General features: G+C 57.7%; 11 protein-coding genes. 3 read left to right on the top strand and 8 right to left on the bottom strand.

All coding sequences use genetic code 11. The features are described 5' to 3' along the window. Positions 1 to 387 precede the first annotated feature (387 nt). The 8 genes from KJQ96_RS40170 to KJQ96_RS11345 form a co-directional block, all read right to left on the bottom strand. Entirely contained in the window at positions 388 to 2,208 is a 1,821-nt protein-coding gene (locus KJQ96_RS40170) for an ATP-binding protein (RefSeq protein ID WP_309142401.1), read from the bottom strand. Positions 2,209 to 2,254: 46 nt separating this feature from the next. Beyond that, positions 2,255 to 3,784, bottom strand: a complete 1,530-nt coding sequence (locus KJQ96_RS40165) for a TM0106 family RecB-like putative nuclease (protein ID WP_249733950.1) — start codon at positions 3,782 to 3,784, stop codon at positions 2,255 to 2,257. A 53-nt stretch (positions 3,785 to 3,837) separates the two neighbouring features. Continuing rightward, positions 3,838 to 4,434 carry an HD domain-containing protein gene (locus tag KJQ96_RS11370; RefSeq protein ID WP_249733948.1) on the bottom strand — a complete coding sequence of 199 codons (597 nt, stop codon included), beginning with the start codon at positions 4,432 to 4,434 and terminating at the stop codon, positions 3,838 to 3,840. A gap of 438 nt (positions 4,435 to 4,872) precedes the next feature. After that, the gene (locus KJQ96_RS11365; RefSeq protein WP_213286702.1) at positions 4,873 to 8,034 is read right to left on the bottom strand and encodes a sacsin N-terminal ATP-binding-like domain-containing protein; all 3,162 of its coding nucleotides are present in this window, start codon (positions 8,032 to 8,034) and stop codon (positions 4,873 to 4,875) included. Continuing rightward, on the bottom strand, positions 8,031 to 11,609 hold the full coding sequence (locus KJQ96_RS11360; RefSeq protein ID WP_249733947.1) for a DEAD/DEAH box helicase: 3,579 nt from the start codon (positions 11,607 to 11,609) through the stop codon (positions 8,031 to 8,033). The genes KJQ96_RS11365 and KJQ96_RS11360 overlap by 4 nt, the downstream gene beginning before the upstream one ends. A 93-nt stretch (positions 11,610 to 11,702) precedes the next feature. After that, positions 11,703 to 12,980 (bottom strand): DUF2130 domain-containing protein, encoded by a 1,278-nt coding sequence (locus tag KJQ96_RS11355; RefSeq protein WP_213286701.1) that lies wholly within the window; start codon positions 12,978 to 12,980, stop codon positions 11,703 to 11,705. A gap of 182 nt (positions 12,981 to 13,162) precedes the next feature. Beyond that, positions 13,163 to 13,684, bottom strand: coding sequence for a thermonuclease family protein (locus KJQ96_RS11350; protein WP_309142400.1), 522 nt, complete (start codon positions 13,682 to 13,684; stop codon positions 13,163 to 13,165). Positions 13,685 to 13,770: 86 nt separating this feature from the next. Beyond that, a complete protein-coding gene (locus KJQ96_RS11345; RefSeq protein WP_213286700.1) occupies positions 13,771 to 14,694 on the bottom strand; it encodes a YafY family protein in 924 nt (307 codons plus the stop codon). A 102-nt stretch (positions 14,695 to 14,796) separates the two neighbouring features. On the opposite strand from KJQ96_RS11345, the gene KJQ96_RS11340 reads away from it, so the two are divergent. Genes KJQ96_RS11340 through KJQ96_RS11330 form a run of 3 tightly spaced genes read left to right on the top strand, consistent with a single transcriptional unit; the run spans position 14,797 to position 17,138 of the window. Next, entirely contained in the window at positions 14,797 to 15,957 is a 1,161-nt protein-coding gene (locus tag KJQ96_RS11340; RefSeq protein ID WP_213286699.1) for a hypothetical protein, read from the top strand. A gap of 22 nt (positions 15,958 to 15,979) precedes the next feature. Then, positions 15,980 to 16,639, top strand: coding sequence for a hypothetical protein (locus KJQ96_RS11335; protein ID WP_213286698.1), 660 nt, complete (start codon positions 15,980 to 15,982; stop codon positions 16,637 to 16,639). 40 nt (positions 16,640 to 16,679) lie between these two features. Next, positions 16,680 to 17,138, top strand: coding sequence for an ATP-dependent Clp protease proteolytic subunit (locus tag KJQ96_RS11330; RefSeq protein ID WP_213286697.1), 459 nt, complete (start codon positions 16,680 to 16,682; stop codon positions 17,136 to 17,138). Positions 17,139 to 17,737: the final 599 nt, after the last annotated feature.

Genomic DNA, 17,737 nt, shown 5'->3' with positions numbered 1-17,737 from the left:
CTCTAGACGAAATTTCCGAGCAGGATACTTCATCCCCGGCACTTGATTACGGGGGCAGCACACCTCTTCCGATCCTCCAGACTTCAACATCGCCAATTAAACCGGTGTCTTCGACTTGCTCGAACAGAGTCTTACCCCAATTGTCGCGTTATCGGCGCCAGGACCCCACGCCGATTAACATTTGTGAACTTAACGCATTTCGTTGTGGTTGCTGGAAGGACAAGGAGGCTATCGATGGACGCGGACATTGAAAGGATACTCTTCGATCATACTACCTATCTGCCTGACCGCATTTCACGCGTGTCTCAGTTCCGGTCGAAACATCTTGGTGCTTAGCAAGACGCACCACCGGCGTCGGTCTTCAACCAGTCCACGGGCTGCTCTCGATTAGATAGGAGCCGCCAACTCTAGGTACCTGCAAAACGCGTTGGCAAGTAGCATCTGGCGGGGCGTCCTGCACTCCGCTTCAAACAAACGGGGCGATGCGACGACGACACAGATACATTTCGCACGCGAAGTGGCAACGTTCAGACGGTTGGCGCTATAGAGAAACTCCATGCCACGGGGGGCGTCGGAGTGGCTTGAGGTTGTCATCGAATAGATCACGATGGGCGCCTCCCGTCCTTGAAACTTATCTACGGTCCCGACACGGGCGCCGGGAATGCGTTCCTGAAGCTCGAACGCCTGCGCGTTGTAGGGCGCGATGATCAGAATTTCCTCCAGCCCGACCGGCGCCTCAACACCCTCGCGATTAACCCACGTCGCCCCGCCACCTAGGATTTCGGCGACGAGATCACGGATCACGTCGGCTTCCTCCCGCGATGAGCTTTGATTGCCTTGATGCTCTACCGGTAGGTAGCGCAGTCCCGCGCCACTGAGCCTACTTTTCGACCTGATCGCCTGGTGCTCCAACCCCGGACGGGGATGCAGGCGGCTTTCGTAGAACATCTCCGAATTGAATGCGCAGATGAGCGGATGTAGTCGCCAGGTCTCCGCAAGGAAGAGGCCGCGGTCCGCGGGCACAGTCGCATGCGGGCCGAGGATATGGTCGAGCGATGAGACGTCGACACCGTCGGGATGGCTCCCTTGTATCGGCTGCTCAAGCTGACGAGGATCCCCCAGAAGTACGACGCTCCGCGCGGCATGGGAAACGGCCAGAACGTTAGCCAGCGACATTTGGGCGGCCTCGTCGATAAAGAGCACGTCGACGCTGCGGGCGGCGTCCGGTCTGGCCCAAAACCATGCCGTTCCGCCCCCGACCTGGCAGTCAGAATTAAGGGCATCGAGGAATGCCGCATTGTCCGTCGTGAACTTCAAGCTTGGCCGATCGTCTTCCTTGTCGGAGATCTTCTGAATGCAACCGATCGGCAAGGCCTGTTCGCGCGCAGCGACCACAACTTCATCCAGAAGGTTGCGGATGACCTTGTGACTGTTGGCAGTAATCCCAACTCTCTTACCCTCGCGCGCGAGCGCGCAAATCATCCGGGCGCCCGTGTAGGTTTTGCCCGCGCCGGGCGGTCCTTGCACGGGGAAAACGCTGCTGTCGAGGTTGAGGGCTATCCGGATCGCCGCCGTCAATGACGGCTCGCCGTCCAGCTGCAAATCTTGCCCTAGAAGACGTGGCGCAACGGCTATCAAAAGGTCGCGGGCCGCACGATAATCGCCCTCGCCCTCCATTCCGTGCTCCGCCACGTATTCGCCGATCCGCATCAACGCATCGGCGAGCACCTGGGTATCGACGAAGTTGTGGGCGAATACCGCCTCGGGATGACAGCCTGCGGTGTCTCCGCGCTTCTTGATGTCGATTGTGCGATCGTCGAGAGAAATACCGACTACGCGTCCGAACTTCTCGCCACCGATGCTCCTGAGATCGTCTTCGGCCCGGATGTCGGTATCTTGCAGTGCGAACCGGTAGCGATGCACGGGTGCCTTTGTGGTGCCGCCGACCTGCTGCAGGAACGTGATGTCCGCCAAGCCGGCCCGCTCATGAAGCAGGTCTTCCGCCGAAAAGTCGCGAAGCCGGAAGTATTCCCACCAAACAGCCTTTTTCTCGCGTCCGTGCCAATCTAGCATGAACGCCAGCAGCCATCGCGCTTGCTGTTCGGTACTCCGTTCACTGAGGTCGTCAGGCACACCGTCCGTGAGACGTGCGACAAGCGCGGCGACTTTTTTCTGCCATTCGTCGAGCTCAGTGCTGATCTCAGACACCGCCGCCACCGGCCGGTCGATTACCGCGCCGCTTGCAATAAGATCCTCACGTACCGTCTCCAGCCAACTCCGCAGGGCCTGCGGTGGACACGCAATCGTCCCGATTATAACCCCTGATCGCGGTCTTATCATTTTCCGGAATTCCGGCCGTATCGGCCATTTCGAGACGCGCTTGGGTACGGGCCATCACCGCACCGACATCCTCCAACGGCACGGTTCGGACAAACGAGTAAAGCGGCTCGAGCTTCTTTATCGAATAGCTCTCTACACTCGCTCGGATACTGTGGCGTGCGACGGAAAAGAGGTCGACGAAAATCTCCGCGCGCAACAGACCGTCGACCTCGTTCTCGCGCGTTGCATAGCGACCCATCAGGCGCTTCATTGCCGCCGGTTCGTATGGCGCAAAATGGTAGATGTGCAGATCGGGATAGACTTTGAGCCGCTCGGTCACGAAATCGACGAAGCGCTCGAACGCACCCCTCTCCTCCTGCCGGTTCGAAGCCCAATCGCCCACATAGCAATCGGAACCCTGACCATCCGAGTAGATATAGCCGAATAGAAACTCCAAACCGCCGTTGCCGACGAACGGATCGCCCTCGAAGTCGAAGAAAATGTCGCCCGGAGAAGGTTGGGGAAGGCGCGAAAGCCCGAATCCAGCAATTACCGGCAACGTCTCGTAAAGGACCTTGCCTCTCGTCCTTCCCTCGACCTGGATCCTGGCCTGCTCGCGTATCTTCTCGAAGCTCTTGGCGGCCCCCCGATCAGGCCTCCACTGAAGCGGCAAAGGCAGCGTCGCCAGCGCAGCAGTGCTCGCGATCCCATGCCGCTCCAGCTCACCGATCTGGGATTTACTGATGCCAGCGACGAGGGACATATGATCGTCGGCTCTCCTCCTCCCGTCACAGTGGCGGCGCCAACGACATATCTCGCAATGTTCGATCGGCTCAGGATAAGGATCACACGCGATCGCTCCCGAGACGGAGCGCTCGAGACTGCTCCGGACATGCCGATAGTACGCGCCATAGTCGGCGACCCGGTACGCCTCCGGGATGTAGCTTGTACCCGGCGTAACCACGAAGGCGGAAATTGGCTCGACCTCCTGGGTTTTCGACAGCAGGTCCGAGTATAGTGATATCTGAACGACTGTATTGCCCTTCGTCTCCCGCGCGAGCTTGGTGTCGATTACTTCATAAGACCAAGGGCCGAAGCGGCTTGGTGTTTCCACCCTCCTAAGAACGTCGACCCGACCGTTCCAGCAGCCCGCCTGCAGCGCACCCTGAACGATGATCGCGTCTCCGCGGGCCATGGCGGCGCTGGTGGCGTCCAGCGATTTGGTATCGACACCTACACCATCAACGATGGTTGCGGTCAGACCGCCTGCCTCGATGTGCTCGATAAAGCCCCGCTCGTGCAGCCTTCCGCGCTCCGCCAGCACTTCGAGCACCGGATCCCAAATCGTCGGCTTATCCAATTCGCCGTTGGCGACCCTGAGATCGAGCTTGGTCAGATAGCGGCAATTCAGATGCCCCACCAGGTCGCCAGCACTGAGATTGAGCGTTCCCTCGACTTTGTGCATCTGCCCTCGGTTTATTGAAACGCGTTTGCAAGCCCGGTATTCACAGCTAACCTTTAAACGCCTGTCAAAGGCGGGTTAATCGAATGCTCTGCGTTTGTCACAGCTTCATCGAACTGCTGTTCTAGCCAAGATGACGTACCGCGCAGCCCGGCAACCACATTCTTGGCCCATGCGATGTATTCGAGTCGACGCTTAACAGACCAGCCGGCCGCAGGACTTGACGCGATTGTTCGCAAGTTGCTCGTCTTATCCGCAAGTTTGATCAATTTCGCGCCCTGGCTCTTCTTAGGTGCGGCTTCAATCTGCTTGCTTTTCCGTTCTTCTTTTGGAAGGCTCTTATCGTCCGTTACTTCCAACACAATATCAGCGACCTGCTTTCCAAATTCGCGGGCGATTATTTCAAGTGGCACCTCCTGATCCTCGACCGCGTCGTGGAGCAATGCCGCAATCAGCAAATTCGGATCGGAGCCGCCGGTCGCTTCGGTCACTAAACTAGCCACTTCCAGCAAGTGATTGATGTACGGCTCCTGAGCGATTCCCTTGCGCCGCTGATGGACATGCCATCGCGCCGCGGCATCCGCAGCCCGCAACACCGAAACCCATTCCTTCATAGTATTCGTTCCTTTCTGTAGGTTTATTTTGACCAGCATCGCTGCCTCTGGTGTAGCATTTGTCGATTTCGCTTACCGACCAAAAGAAATGCCAATCGAGAGGTCATCCAGTCGACGCAGCCTGCGCTGATGCTTCTTTGACAGCGGCTTCGGTTGCCGCCATAACGAGCCCGCCAAGTGTAGCGCACACCGTTCCAAGGCCGTGCTTCTTCTTGCAGGACTTCTCTTCCATCTAGAGACGCCTGTTACGGTCAACAAAGTTGCGATACGAGCTCACTGTTGCGCAGTAGCGCCTTTTAGCAGCTCGATCAGTAAGACGTCTCATTGGGTTTCCACTGCCGGTCCTCAAAACAAACAAAAGGAAGTCAGCCAACGGCTGCCCCGATCACCTGCGCGAAGGATCGACACCGGATGGCGGAGGCGGTTCCCGGAGCGCAGCAATGAGAGGCCAATGCGCCGTCAGGCGCACGGCTCAAATCAGTCGTCCGAATGACTCGGCAGAGTATCCTCAGCCTGATCGACCTCGATGACCTTCTTTAGGTCCGCGATGTGGGTCTTTGTGAAATAAATCGTAGCATTCGCCTGCGCGAGAACGACTTCAAGTTCGTTACACGACAGCTCAACGAACATAGCGCGCATAATTTCAGCGGAACCGTTCGCTTCCTTGAACATAGCGCCGTGATTGGGACATAGCGCAAGATAGTTTTGGTAGTGCCGCTTCTTCAGTTCGGGCAGGAATTCAATCTTTTCGAAGTAATCCGTGCCGTCATCGAGCTTGAACGGCATCGGCGCTTTGCAGATTTGGCAGACCACGTCGCCGTCACCTGTGTATTGTTGACGAAGGTACTGAGCGGCCTCTTCCTTGACTGCTTCGCGCCCAAGTGACACGGACCTCCTGCGCTCTTCGGTAATCCTTTCGGGCGCTTCGGCGGCTTGCGCAGCAACGCCCTCGGCGCGGCGAACTGGGTTGCCGGGCTCGTGGTCGGGGAGTTCCACGGCCGCCCGGAGATCCTGATCAGCCAAAATCCGTTCCTGATCTTCGGGCGGCAGAGCGACAAAGCGCCTTGCGCGTTCCAGGCTAGCGTCGTCCGTGAACCCGAGCTCCTTTGCGACCGTTTCTTTTCGACGCTGTTCCTCCGATCGCCTTGCCGCCTCCTCGCCGAACTTAACGGCTTTGAGCCATTGCTGGCCCGGATCAAACGCGAAGCCGTTGGGAAGCAGGTTGCGCGAGGCCTCAGCGGGGCGCACGAACGAGCCATTATCCTGAGGGACCCAGGCACTGCGCTTTAAGATATGAACCAACTGCGAGTTGGCGCTCCGCGACCCTGAGCTAGCGTTCCGACGGTAGGTAGCGACAAGATGCCGCCCGTCGCCCGGTAACGAACACATGGTCCGCCATACGAGTCTGGAAAGCTCCAGCGAGGGCGTACTCAGCAAATCCTCAAGAGCCGCAATTGCGTAATCGCGGTCGATAGGCGAAGTGCTTCTCTCGCCGCCGACCGCCCGCAGGTATGGCCATTCTGGGTTTCTGTAACAGGCCACATGCGTGACCTTTAGCTCGGTTACGGCACCAACTGCCTTTGCGAATGCCGCAAGTCTCTTAGCGGCTATCCCACAATCCTGATACCGCCCGGCGAGCGCAAACAGCTTTGCATCTTGCCCCCTCGCTGCGTAGTAGGCACTCAAGCCTGTGTCCAGAAACGGTTGATCAAGATAAACCTCGGAGGGCTGGCACCACTGGTCGCCATCGCATTCGAAGACATAGTAGTCCTTAAACAGCTTGAAGCAGTCCGGCTGCTTCTCAACGAGAGCGATAAAGCGCTTCAGATCCTTGAGGTACGTCTCGTCACCCGGGATCTCGGCCTCGCGAGTGTATCTCTGAGTGAGAATGACCTCGACCTGCTCGGCCTCACCGACCACGCGAACGCCGATATCTTCAAGAAATTTTCTTGCGTTGCTCTGCTGCACTTTGCTCTTGCCCGAGCCATAAACGGCTGATTCAACGCGCGGCAGGACTTCATCGTGTTCGACACCATCGCTGGGAAAAAAGGATTTGTCGCCTGTACTGAAGCTGCCATCGCTGCGTCGAACGATCCGGCAATCCTTGAGGCGATACAAATCGCCTTCTGGCGCGAGCTCCGTATAGAGGAGCGCATAGAACTGCTGGTGCCATTCCACAGGCTTTGAAGCAAGCCACGCCATGAAGTCCTGATCGGGCTCAGACGCGTAGTACGGAGGGTGGGAAAGATACCGTGTGCCCTCCGCGACTTTATTCGTCAGAAGCTCGACAAACTCCTCTATGCCCCAGTCCTTTATCGCAAGCGAACCGAGGAAGCGGTCGATGTTCGTATTCTTCTGCGTTGCCGCCACAGCCCAGCGCGGTGGTTGATCGTCGTAATCGACCAGATACTCAATATCCCCCTCAGCAAGGAGGTCCTTTAGTGAGGCCTTGGCCTGGAGCAGGTGTTGGGCTGGACCATGCCCTTTGGCATGCGTCGGCGTAAGAACCTTGGTGTTCATCGCCTCGATGAGGGTCTGCCGTATAGCTGCATAGCGCGGAGGTATCTGCTCATGTCGGTTGGGCAGCACAGCAAGAAATTCTGCCGTGAGCAGGCCATGGTCGCGAATGTCGTGCAGAGCGGCTGCCGTAAGTTCGGCAAGCTGCTCGAACAGTGGCGCATTAGCGGGTGTGTCCTTGATGCTGGCGCGGCTGAGTTCAGGCACGAAAGGTGCGTGCATATGAAAGCGCAAGCCTGACGTTTCTTTTTCCGCCGGAAAGTAGACTGCCACCGCACCCCGCGTCTCGACGATCCTGAACTGCTTGGCCAGGGGCAGCTTTTCATCGAACCGCTGCACGTTCGGCAGGAGGTCGAGCGCGAAGGCGACCGCCACGCGTTGTCGTTCCAGCCCGGTAACAGGCCGCTCAAATTTCAGGAAATGCAGACTGGATGTCGGCTCGGCGCTGCTCTCCTTGAGAACCTCAATGTGATTGTCGGAATGGTGAATACGCAGAATCTGACCCGATACGCCTGCGCCGGTCTTCCATCCCACAGATTGCAAATGGGACAGAAAAAGAAGGGCAGTCTCAGCCAAGTTGCGAAGACCGTCTTCGACGTCAGCGTAGGCCTTCTCCTTTGGCTTCTTGGAATTGTTGAAAGGAAATTCGAAGCGAGTCTTGGCTCCGAGCTCGTGGCTGTGCTTAATCGCCGTTGGCAGTACGAGGTTTTCGATCTTGAAGGAAAACGTGGGCGACCAGATGTGGGGCGTTTCAGAGTAGGCAAACACGGCCTTAAAGCCGACACCGAACCGGCCGATTTTATCGTCGTCTTGGACCTTCGTTCCCTCTCCGATATCGGTGATCCCGTAAATGTCCTTCTTCTCAAAAGGACGACCATTGTGCTCAAAGATCAGGCTCGTGTCGGACAGTATGAAATTGGCGTCGGTGGCACCTGTGTCCTCAGCATTCTGCAAGAGTTCGTAAATGAAATGCGCACTGTCCGGATAAAGGTCTTCGACGATCTTCCGGATTCCCGTGTGCTTCTTCAAAACCCGCGCAAGGTCTTCCCTGTCGCGGCGCACCTCTTCAATGAGGTCCTGCTCTTGGCCGATAACCTCCATCGCTTGCTCTACGACGGTCATGCTGAGGCTTCCTTGGTCACCGCTATCGTCCCGAATACTACCGGCGCCGTCCGAATGTCTCCGATTCCCGCCGCAAGATTGAGTTCCTCGATACGGCGGTTAAAATCGGCATTGGCGCGCGCCAGCTCGCTCTCCTTCATCAAACGGATTTTTTCATTGGTCGCCCGCGCAATCTGATCCTCGATCGTCTTGCAGCGCGCGCGATGGCTGGCTGTTAGGCTCTGAACGCGGTGGTCGGCCAGTTCCCGGTTCTGCGCCATGTGGTTGGCCTGGGCTTCGGACCACTTCGCGTGGTGACGCACGTCCAGTCTATCGCATGCCACCGCATCCGGCAGCGGCGCGGTGCCGGTCTCGCTTGCGGACTGCAACAGGTTGAACAGTGCTGCTTCAAGCTGCGGGTCGTCCGCTACAGCGACGAGAGATTCGTCCGGTTTGATGCCAAGCTTCGTCCACCGATACAGGGCAAAATGATACGTTCCGGGTCCCACCGCATCGCTTTGCGCCGTGAGAGCACAGTACTTGGTCTCGGAAAGGTCCAGGTAGCCCGCAGCCTGGCGGACCAATGGATGCACAACGGTTAAGTGAACGGCTTTCGGGTTTTCGGCAGCGGCTTCCTGTTCGAAGGTTACGGATAATAGCGGCTGCGCACCCTTAAGCCATTTCTCCCATTCGCGCGCAATCGGGTCGATTGAGCGCGGCAACCGCTTGTAGTCGTCCAGCAATTTGTTTCGCGCTTCCTGACTAAGCCGCAAGGTCTTGAGCGGCTTTTCGCCCAGAATGTACTCCCCGTCGCCGCCAAGGCGCGCGGCCAGATAGCTCGCAACGCAGCGCTGGATCGCGGCAGGCGACAACCAGTAAGTCTCTGCGGCTGCAATGTCATCGCGCCAGGACTGATTGGGAACATTCAGGCCGAACAGCTCTGACTGCTTTGATTCGAGCTCCTGCTCCTCGCGGATGTGGCGGATTCCGTTGTCCGCGAGCTGCTGAAGCCGCTGGGCGCGCTCTTCGGGCGTGAGCGTGAAGCTCTCGGCGATGTCATGCAGTTCCTGCGTGATTGTGCCCAGAATCTCCTCGCTGCCGCCCACCGCGTGCTGGAACACACCGATGCGCCACAGGCACCGCTGATAGATGTCGGCATCGACCGTTCCCGGCGTGATAAAGTTGATGATCGCGATCGCTTCGCTCTTTTGGCCATAACGGTCGATGCGGCCGATCCTCTGCTCGATCTTCATGGGATTCCACGGCAGGTCGTAATTGACGAGAAAGTCGCAGAACTGGAAGTCGAGGCCTTCGCAGCCCACTTCGGAAGAGAGCAGAATGTCCAGCGCTTCGCTGTCTTCCTTCGGCAAGGCGAAGCGGCGGCGCAGATCGGCCCGCTCATCATCGGGGACGTCGCCATGAACAAGGCCGTAGCGCAGGCCGGCCTTCTGGGTGTGCTCGGCAAGGTAACGAAGCGTGTGGCGGAAGGTGCTGAAAACAAGCGCCTTGTTATTGGGAAGGCGGTTCTTTTCGGTAAGCGTCTTGATAAATGCCTCGACCTTCTCATCTCGGGGATCGAGATTGCGCGCTTGATCGATCAGGTCTTCAATATCTTCGCGGACCTGGCTGATGAAATCGAGGTCGATATCGGCATCGCTGTCGCTCGCCTCCATCGCTTCGAGGCGGTCCAGTTTGCCGGCAAGGATTTCGGAGAGCATCGGTGCAAGCCCGTATAGACAGCTCGCCGCCTGCCGGCGAATCGTTGTCATCATGAACTTGACGTTCTGCTGCCCGTGGCAACGGCCGAGTATACGCGCGATCACGTCGAGCAGGCCGTCATGAAGGCGGCTTTGCTCGGCTGTGAAATCGATCGCCGCGGTTTCCGGTTTGCGGGTTGTGAACTCGCCTATGTCCCGGCGGCGTGTTCGGTTGATGAGCGGACTAAAGGTATAGAGCTCTTCGATGGAACGGGTGAGCGCGACCCGCTCCGCGTCCCCGAGGCCGCTGTCCTGAAGCTTATCGTAGGCCGCTTGAAACGCCGGCGCCTCGCGAAGGAAAATCCGGCCCCATTCGGTTTGTGCAACCTCGGCAAGACAGTTCCGCGCCTCCTGTTGCCAGTTCGGTTTGGCCATCCGGCAATGCTGGACGGCTGTGTTGATATGCCGGTTCGGCTCGGCCATCTGCTCAAAGCTGGCATGGTCGATCACCAGGTCGGGCCGCAGCACGTTAAGTAGAGTAAAAAGATCCTGGCTGCCCAGCTGGACAGGGGTAGCCGTCAACAGCACCACCGCCTTGGCGTTATCGCAAAAGAACCGCACGCCTTGGTGAAGAAAGGTTTCGCTGTTGCGGATGTGATGTGCCTCATCGACGATCACCAGATCGAATTGTGGCGGCGGATTGAGGTTGAGAAGCCCCAGGTCCTGTTTCCTCGCCCGTCCACCTTGGCCTAAGACAAGGTCAGAATCGAACAAGGAAAAAGGCAGTATGGCCTTCGCATACTGTTCGGGCCATTCGCCTTCAAGGTCAGTTTCCTTCAGGCAATGTCGAAGCAGCGACCCGTCGAGCGCGGTGAAATGCTCGTCAAACCGCTTCATCTCAGCGTACCATTTTCGCTCGGCGACCAGGGCCTTGGGGCAGATGACAAGTACGGAGTTGATGTCCATCCGTGCCCGCAGTTCCTTGATGATGAGGCCCGCCTCGATTGTCTTTCCGACGCCGACCTCGTCGGCAATCAACAGGCGAGGCCGATCTGCGCGGATGAGCTTGAGAACCGGACGGTACTGATATGGCACAAACTGCACCCGTCCGGAACGGAGCGAGAAGAGATTCGCCGTCGAGGGCGACAGAATTTGCAGGCCGATCAGATGCGCGTGAAGGTTTTGCACGGGGAGCGCTTCGCGCTCATCCGTCTGCGCCGCAATCGCCTGCAACTGGCTTTCGTAATAGGTTGCCCTCGTGTTGTTCTCAAAGACTCTATATCGACATTCTGGTCCGCCAGTGAGCACCTCCAGAACCGGCACATGAGCGCTTGGATTTGATCGCAGGGCAACGAGATCGCCCACCTTAAAGCTCGACAACACCGGAGCCGGAATAATGTCTGTAGAGCCTGGTACAGCGTGCAAAGGCTCTTCAGCCGCCTTCGCGGCTTGAGCGTTCCGGTTCGGAGTCATCGCCGCCAGCGCAGTTGCCTTGACCGACTCGGCGGCCTCAAGTGAAGCTGAATCCGCGTCGATCATTCCGAGAAAGCGGCCGAGAGTGTCGGCATCGCGATACACTTCGCTGGCCGGCATGGCCTCCGAAGTTAAATGCGCCCACTTGTTTCGCACGGTCTGCAATTCTCTGACCCAACTCCTGCCCTCACGAGGGAGGCGCATAGTGTTCGAAAACTCGTACCAGTTCTGATCAAGCACGCGCAGCAATGCGGCAAAGTCGAGCTGACGCAGCGTCTTGTATCCGCGCTCCTCTACGGCGCGTTGCTGCTGAAAGCTCAGCCGATCCACGACGTGTTTTTCCCACCAGTCTGGCGACAGGGTGGGCATTTTTAGCTCCAGGAATTGAGCCAATGCGGCAGTGGCTGCTCTTATCGCTTCGATCAAGTTATCCTCTCCTCAGAGTTGCGGATAAGCTCAAGTCTTAAGTATTAAACGCAATCTATCGCCATATAAATTTCGTCATAAATTCAAGACGGCTCAGAAGCCGTCTTGTTGAACGGTCCCCTCCAGCAATGGAATTTGAAGGCCCTCGATCTCCTGAAGGGCCTTACCCGCTATGCCCTGCAAGTCGCCGTACATTCCGACGGTGGACTCGATGACACCATGGATTTGCGCCTCGCGCTTTGCCCAAAGGCGCATCATTGACTTGCGCTCTCTGTCGAGGTCGGCCTGCATGTCGGAAAACTTCTCGACGATGGCTTCAACCCGATGCTTGAACCTCGGGCCGGTAAGGTACTGATAGACGAGCTGCATCTTCGTCTCCTGCCCTTCCTGAGCATGCCTAACGCAGGAGATTTCGATCAATGACTGGCGAAGCGCGGCGGCAAGCGGAATAGCGAACCGAATATCTGTGATCCAGATGCCGTCGATCTGGCCGAAGGTTTCAATCTCCTTCGGAAGAGCGCTGGAAACAAGGATGGCTATCTCGGCGCCGGAAGCGCGCTGGTCAGCGCGCAGTTTGGCGAGCCAGCCGTCTGTCCAGTTTTTTGTTCTCTTGGTTTCCCAGAGGATTGATCCGCAAGCTTGTCCGAGCGGCCCATGTACACGCTGCGTTACATCCCCGCCGAACTCCCCCTTGCAAACCGGATCGATGGTGTCCCACGGGAATTGTGATCGAAGCGATGATTCAAGCTGGAGCTCCAGGACTTCCCCCTGCAATTGTTGCGACCCTTGCTCTGCCTTACGCTTCAAATCATCGATCTGGCGTTGCATCGACGCAATTTGCTGTTCCTTCTCCGAGACCTTGAGCTTCAGGCCGTCTTCAGCCTCCGTCTTTGCCTTCAGCCGGACTTCGTTGACTGACTCCTGGACTCGCTTTTCAACCGTGAGATCGAGTTCGCGCTTCGCGTCATCCAGCTCGCGCTGCTTACGCAGCAACTCCGCTTGCGCCTTTTGCGCTTCTTGCAGCTTCGCATCCCGCTGCTCCAAGAGAGCGTGTAGGTCGGCGACTTCTCTTGATCTCGATTCGAGATCGGCTGCCGCGGCTGCCTGAGCTCTCTTCGCTTCTTCAGCGGCTATGGCTGTCCTTGCCGCTTTCAGCCTTTCCGCGACTTGGTCATCAATCGACCGCCTGGCTTCCTCAATCTGCTCCAGCCCCGTCCGCAAGGCGGCCTCACGCTTGGAAACGTCAGCCTCCTTGCGAGTAAGCTTCGCCTCGTATTCTTCGCGCGTCGCCTTAATGAGCGGAGCAGCAAGCGACTCGGTGAGCCTAATCTCCGTCGAACAGGACGGACATGCAATTGTCGGTTCGCTCATGGTACCCCTCATTAGTCGCGCCGGACCCGATCAGCGTCACATCGGCAGCACTCAGCAGGCATCAACATCCATCCGTATAGAAATTATATGGATATCATTATAATGTCAATATATAAACTATATACATGTGCGCATTTGAGGAAACATCGATTGCCATCAATCGACGACGATGAAACTCGGGACTACTGAGCCGCGTCCGAACACTCAGTGGGTCGTCTGCCCGATCGCACACACGACCGAAACAACCACGGTTCGACATGGCTACCTAACCAAAGCCCCCGCTTGGCCCACTCCGCTTCGCGCTGGGCCTCGGCATGCCGGCCTTTGGAGTAGCGCGGCCAATCCAATGCATGTCCTTGTTGCACCAGCCAACTGCCAAGCTCAACACCGTCCACGTCACAGATTGCCACCACGCGGTTGTAGCGATCCCGATCGATCTGAGAACAGCCGACGATACGATCGTCGATAAATTTCGCCAGTGAATTTGCGGCTTCGGTACCGCATCGATAGTTACGGCCATCGGCATCGCCGCAGAGCTGGGTGCTCTCGGGTGCGTCAATACCTGAGATACGAATACGTTGACCGTGGATTTCAAGCGTATCGCCGTCAATAACACTCGCTTGCCCGACCAGTCTTTCAGCTCGCGCAGACGTGGCCGCAAACATCGCGGCGATCGCAACCATCAAAAGCACGCGCACCATCATGATATATTCACCCGTCACCTATTCCCCCCGACTGCACGATCAGTCGGCGCTCACCAATTCCGAATTGCATCCGCCGACAAGACCGACTATCCAATTTTGGCCATCCGCGCCGAACCTTTGGATCCCTGCTGCGCTGAATCCGCAAGCTCGAGCGCCTCCCGCACCTCATCCTTGTTCAGCGCAACGATGTGCTGCTGTCGAGGGTCTTCTTTTCCCGGGTCGTTCAATAGGTTTAGCCTCTTCAGTACATAGAAGAGCATCGCGTAGCGGACGGAGAGGACCCTTTTCCCGCCAGTCATCCCGTAGTCCTTGGCGACGACTTTCTTCTGGCTCGGCGTCAAGGCTGGATGCGGGGCGATCTCAAGCTTGAAATGCTGACGCCAAAGTTGATCGTTTTCGGCGGATCCTCCCGGCTCGCCCGGAGCTCGAACCTGGAGCGCTCGCGGGAGCAGAAAATCCCGGTAACTGCCTTCGTCATGGGAGAAGGCGCGAACGTGCCATCGCAGGCCGTCGTAGCCCAACGCGTGTGGAGTAATCCGTCGCCAGCTCGGATCGGGTCTTGCCTTGTTCATCGACTGGTAGTGGATCTCGACCGACTGCTTGTTGCGGATGGCGGCGAGTATCATCCTCAACACATGGCGATCGACATCTCGCTTGGGCGTGAGCGTCACGTCCGCCTCGGGCGGTTCGGCTAGCCACGACTCCGCCGCATCCGCGGAGCCCTCGGTGAGCGATCGGAGCCTCGAGAAATAGGCGTCCGGATCGCTGTCGAGATAGAGCGGCTTAAAATCTTCCGATGCGACATAGCGCTTGGCGCTCTTATCGTAGACCACATTGCCTGGCGCCTGCTCCTGATAGAGCGAAAGATCTTTGGAGGCTTGCGGCACCGAAATACCGAAGGTGTCGATCAGATCCGCCCGGTTCACGCCCCCCTCCCAGAGCAACCGGAATTCGATGAACTCAAGGCGTCGTTCCACGCCCCAACGGACGTGTTTGAGCTCCTTCGTCATACTTTCCTCCAATGGGTATCAAAACTAGATTGACATCGTAACTAGACGCGTATAGTTACTAGTCTAACGAGGACAGAAAGTCAACTCGAGGGGAAGATTTCCATGAAAGCTCTGCACAGGGACGAGGCTCTCAAAGTGGTCCCGCTGGCTCCGCCGGAGCCTGCCAACGACACCAAACCGATGCCCGTTCAGCCGAAAAAGTGGCGACGCGTGACCATTAACAGGAAAACGCTGGCCTCTGCCTTTGTTGCGGAGCTCATCATCATTGGCGCGATCCTGGTGGTGAACTGGTCAATCGCCGAGCGGGGGGACACGGGCGAGGCGCCCATACTGTTTGGAAAATCAGCATTCTGGCTTGCCGCAATGGCCGGTGCGCTGGCCATGGCGACCTGTGAACTTGTTAGGACTGGATTGGTCTATCTCGGCGCAATCCATCGTCGCCGCGTCGTGCGGGGTTTCATGCTCTTCGGCGCTTTGCTTTCGATCCTGGTTACGACGAAAAGCCTGAGCATCGTTTACGAGCAGCTCTTTGCCAGTCGCCTGCGCGAGGTTGCAGAGGCGACGATGACGCTCAACAAGGCACAGGCCAACAAGACCACTCTCGAGGTGAGACGCAAGGGCCCTGTATCTGAGGATGCCGATCGAAAGGTCCGATTGGTCCGGTTCGATTCCGAGCTGGCAGGGTTGCGGGACACGCTCAAGCAGTTTGGTACGCCCCCGAAGCCGGTGACGAAATGGGTACCGATTTACAATCGCCATGGGCAGGTAACCGGCCAACGCCCTGTTACGACGACGCCTCCGTGGTCCGGCGCGACCATGCAGTCGCAATACCTCAAGGCTCAAGAGGAGCGCGACAAACTATCTACGGAGCTTGTACGGGGCGCCTCCGGTCTTCGTGACCTCGAGATCCAGATAGCGCAGGCCGACGAAGCCGTGACGGCGGGAAACAACCAGCGCATGGCGACGGTTGCAGAAAGCCAAATGCATTCCTATGCGGCGATGATCTTTCTCAAGTCACCGCATGACGTCACCGAAAAAGAGGTGCACGTCGTCCTCCTCGTGTTCGTCCTGCTCGCCGCATTCGCAACCGCAATCGTCGCGAGCCTGGCGGTCTACGGCTCCTTCACACGATTCACCACCAACGATGATCCGCGTCGAGGCGATGACAGCCCGAACGCCGTGGTGATCACACCGACCCTGCAAAGCTGGATGGAGAGGCTGGCGTCGCAAGGAACGACAACCCCTCGCACACGGCACGCCTGAGCAACCGACTTAAGAGGAAATCATGGAACAGATCATCCGATCCACGTCACCCATCGACGTCAACCTGGCAGCAAGCCTCATCGGCGAGGCGAAATCCGCGGCGTTCAAAAGCAGGGCCATCGGGATTGGCGCCGCCGGTCTCGCGTTGTCGCTCGGGGCGGCGGCAATTCTGTGGGCGCACAACCAGAGCGTCGATCCGGAGATACTCAAAGCCGCGCTAGCGAGCATGCCAGCCCTAAAGGTCGAAGGTACCGTGAAGGCCGATGGCGAGCTCAAACTTGCCGAGAACGCGACCGTGAAGCTACAGGATGGTTCTACGGTCAAACTAGCTGACGGCTCTGTCGTCGCTGTCACGGGTACGATCCCGGCTCAGACACAGCCACAGATCGTCTTGCCGACACTAAAGCCTGAGGAGAACCAGGCAATCAAAACGACCGTCACTGTATTCAAGACCTTGCCGCACGGTGATGGTGAAGTCACGAGCGGATGGAAGTTTGCAAGCGGCGACTCGAAGAGCCCCTCGGAACAGTACTGTTACTATCTACAGAAGGCTGGCGAGGGAACAGATACCCGACAGCACATAGCCAGCAATCGCGTTATCTCCTTTGCTGCAGCAGTAGCTCCTGCCGAGCAGGCGGCTCGCTTCCAGAAATGCCAGTGGTGGCAGGGCGGCTCCCATTGAGAACCGACGATGAGCCGCCGCACCCGAAATCGGAACAGAAATGAGGCACACCTTGCTTGTCGCCACACTTGCCACGACGTGGCTGGCATTGCCCGCAGAAGCCGGAAAGTTTGAGATCCCCAATGATCAGGCGATCGTTATCAGCGGTCGCCTCGATCCCGGCGACGACGCGCAATTCCTCTCGTCACATTCAAGACTTCGACGCGATGGAACGATTGAAGTGCATCTCAGTTCGCCGGGAGGCTCGGTCCTGGCCGCGATGAAGATTGCGGATATCGTCCATCGAGCAGGTCTGGCCGCCCAGATTCCATATCGAGCGACTTGCGCGTCAGCGTGCGTTCTCGTGTTCGCGGCGGGCGTGACCCGTATCGCAGACGCTGACTTGACGATAGCAGTCCATTCAGTCGGCATGCCTGGCCAGGCTGACGCTGACCAGAAGTTGATCGAAAACGGCGGAACACTGGCTGGCGACAACCCTCAAGGGCCGCGGTCAGCTTAACTCCTCTTCTTCGGAGGACAGCTGGATGTCCTACTCCAAGCTGGCTCGCTTCTTCGAAAACTTCCACATGTCGCTGCTGCCGCCCGAGGTTGACAAGCCATTCCTACTCAAGAGCTTAGCATTAGATTAGACCATCTAGAAATGGTCGGCGCTTGAACCGAGAGGTGAGGCCGAATTCGAGAGAGCATCTGTCAGCGACGGCAAAATGTGGGGTCGCTGCGCCGACGAGAGTGACTCCTCGAGTCACACTAATACGAAGCTTCAATTGAAGCATTCGACAAAAACGTTTGCATTGAAGTCCCCTAACTCGGGGCGCGGAAGGTCCGTGCAGTTGGCACCGGAAGTGATTCGGCTTTCCATGTGAACGAACACCGTCCGCTCGTTACTCGGGAACAACGGCTCATCGAACTGCCCAGGTTGCGGTGCATTTAAGTAATCTTTCTTAGGATCCGACCCCCTGTGCTGTTTCGCTTTTCAGGTTGCGAACTCGCAGGATTTGCCGGCGGAGTCGGCGTGGCGTTGCGGCTTCTTACCATTACGCTTTGCCCAGAGACCTGCAGTAGCGCTCCATTCGCCCCATTGATGGGCGTTATCATTAC

It is taken from the genome of Bradyrhizobium sp. sGM-13, assembly GCF_018398875.1.
Classification (GTDB): Bacteria; Pseudomonadota; Alphaproteobacteria; order Rhizobiales; family Xanthobacteraceae; genus Bradyrhizobium.
Note: the sequence above shows the minus strand (reverse complement) of the source record. Positions and strands in the feature narration are given on the sequence as shown.

Bases quoted from the DNA above. Each gene is read 5' to 3' on its own strand.
- KJQ96_RS40165 (WP_249733950.1), bottom strand. From the start codon at position 3,784: ATGCACAAAGTCGAGGGAACGCTCAATCTCAGTGCTGGCGACCTGGTG.
- KJQ96_RS11370 (WP_249733948.1), bottom strand. From the start codon at position 4,434: ATGCTGGTCAAAATAAACCTACAGAAAGGAACGAATACTATGAAGGAA.
- KJQ96_RS11365 (WP_213286702.1), bottom strand. From the start codon at position 8,034: ATGACCGTCGTAGAGCAAGCGATGGAGGTTATCGGCCAAGAGCAGGAC.
- KJQ96_RS11355 (WP_213286701.1), bottom strand. From the start codon at position 12,980: ATGAGCGAACCGACAATTGCATGTCCGTCCTGTTCGACGGAGATTAGG.
- KJQ96_RS11350 (WP_309142400.1), bottom strand. From the start codon at position 13,684: ATGATGGTGCGCGTGCTTTTGATGGTTGCGATCGCCGCGATGTTTGCG.
- KJQ96_RS11345 (WP_213286700.1), bottom strand. From the start codon at position 14,694: ATGACGAAGGAGCTCAAACACGTCCGTTGGGGCGTGGAACGACGCCTT.
- KJQ96_RS11340 (WP_213286699.1), top strand. From the start codon at position 14,797: ATGAAAGCTCTGCACAGGGACGAGGCTCTCAAAGTGGTCCCGCTGGCT.
- KJQ96_RS11335 (WP_213286698.1), top strand. From the start codon at position 15,980: ATGGAACAGATCATCCGATCCACGTCACCCATCGACGTCAACCTGGCA.
- KJQ96_RS11330 (WP_213286697.1), top strand. From the start codon at position 16,680: ATGAGGCACACCTTGCTTGTCGCCACACTTGCCACGACGTGGCTGGCA.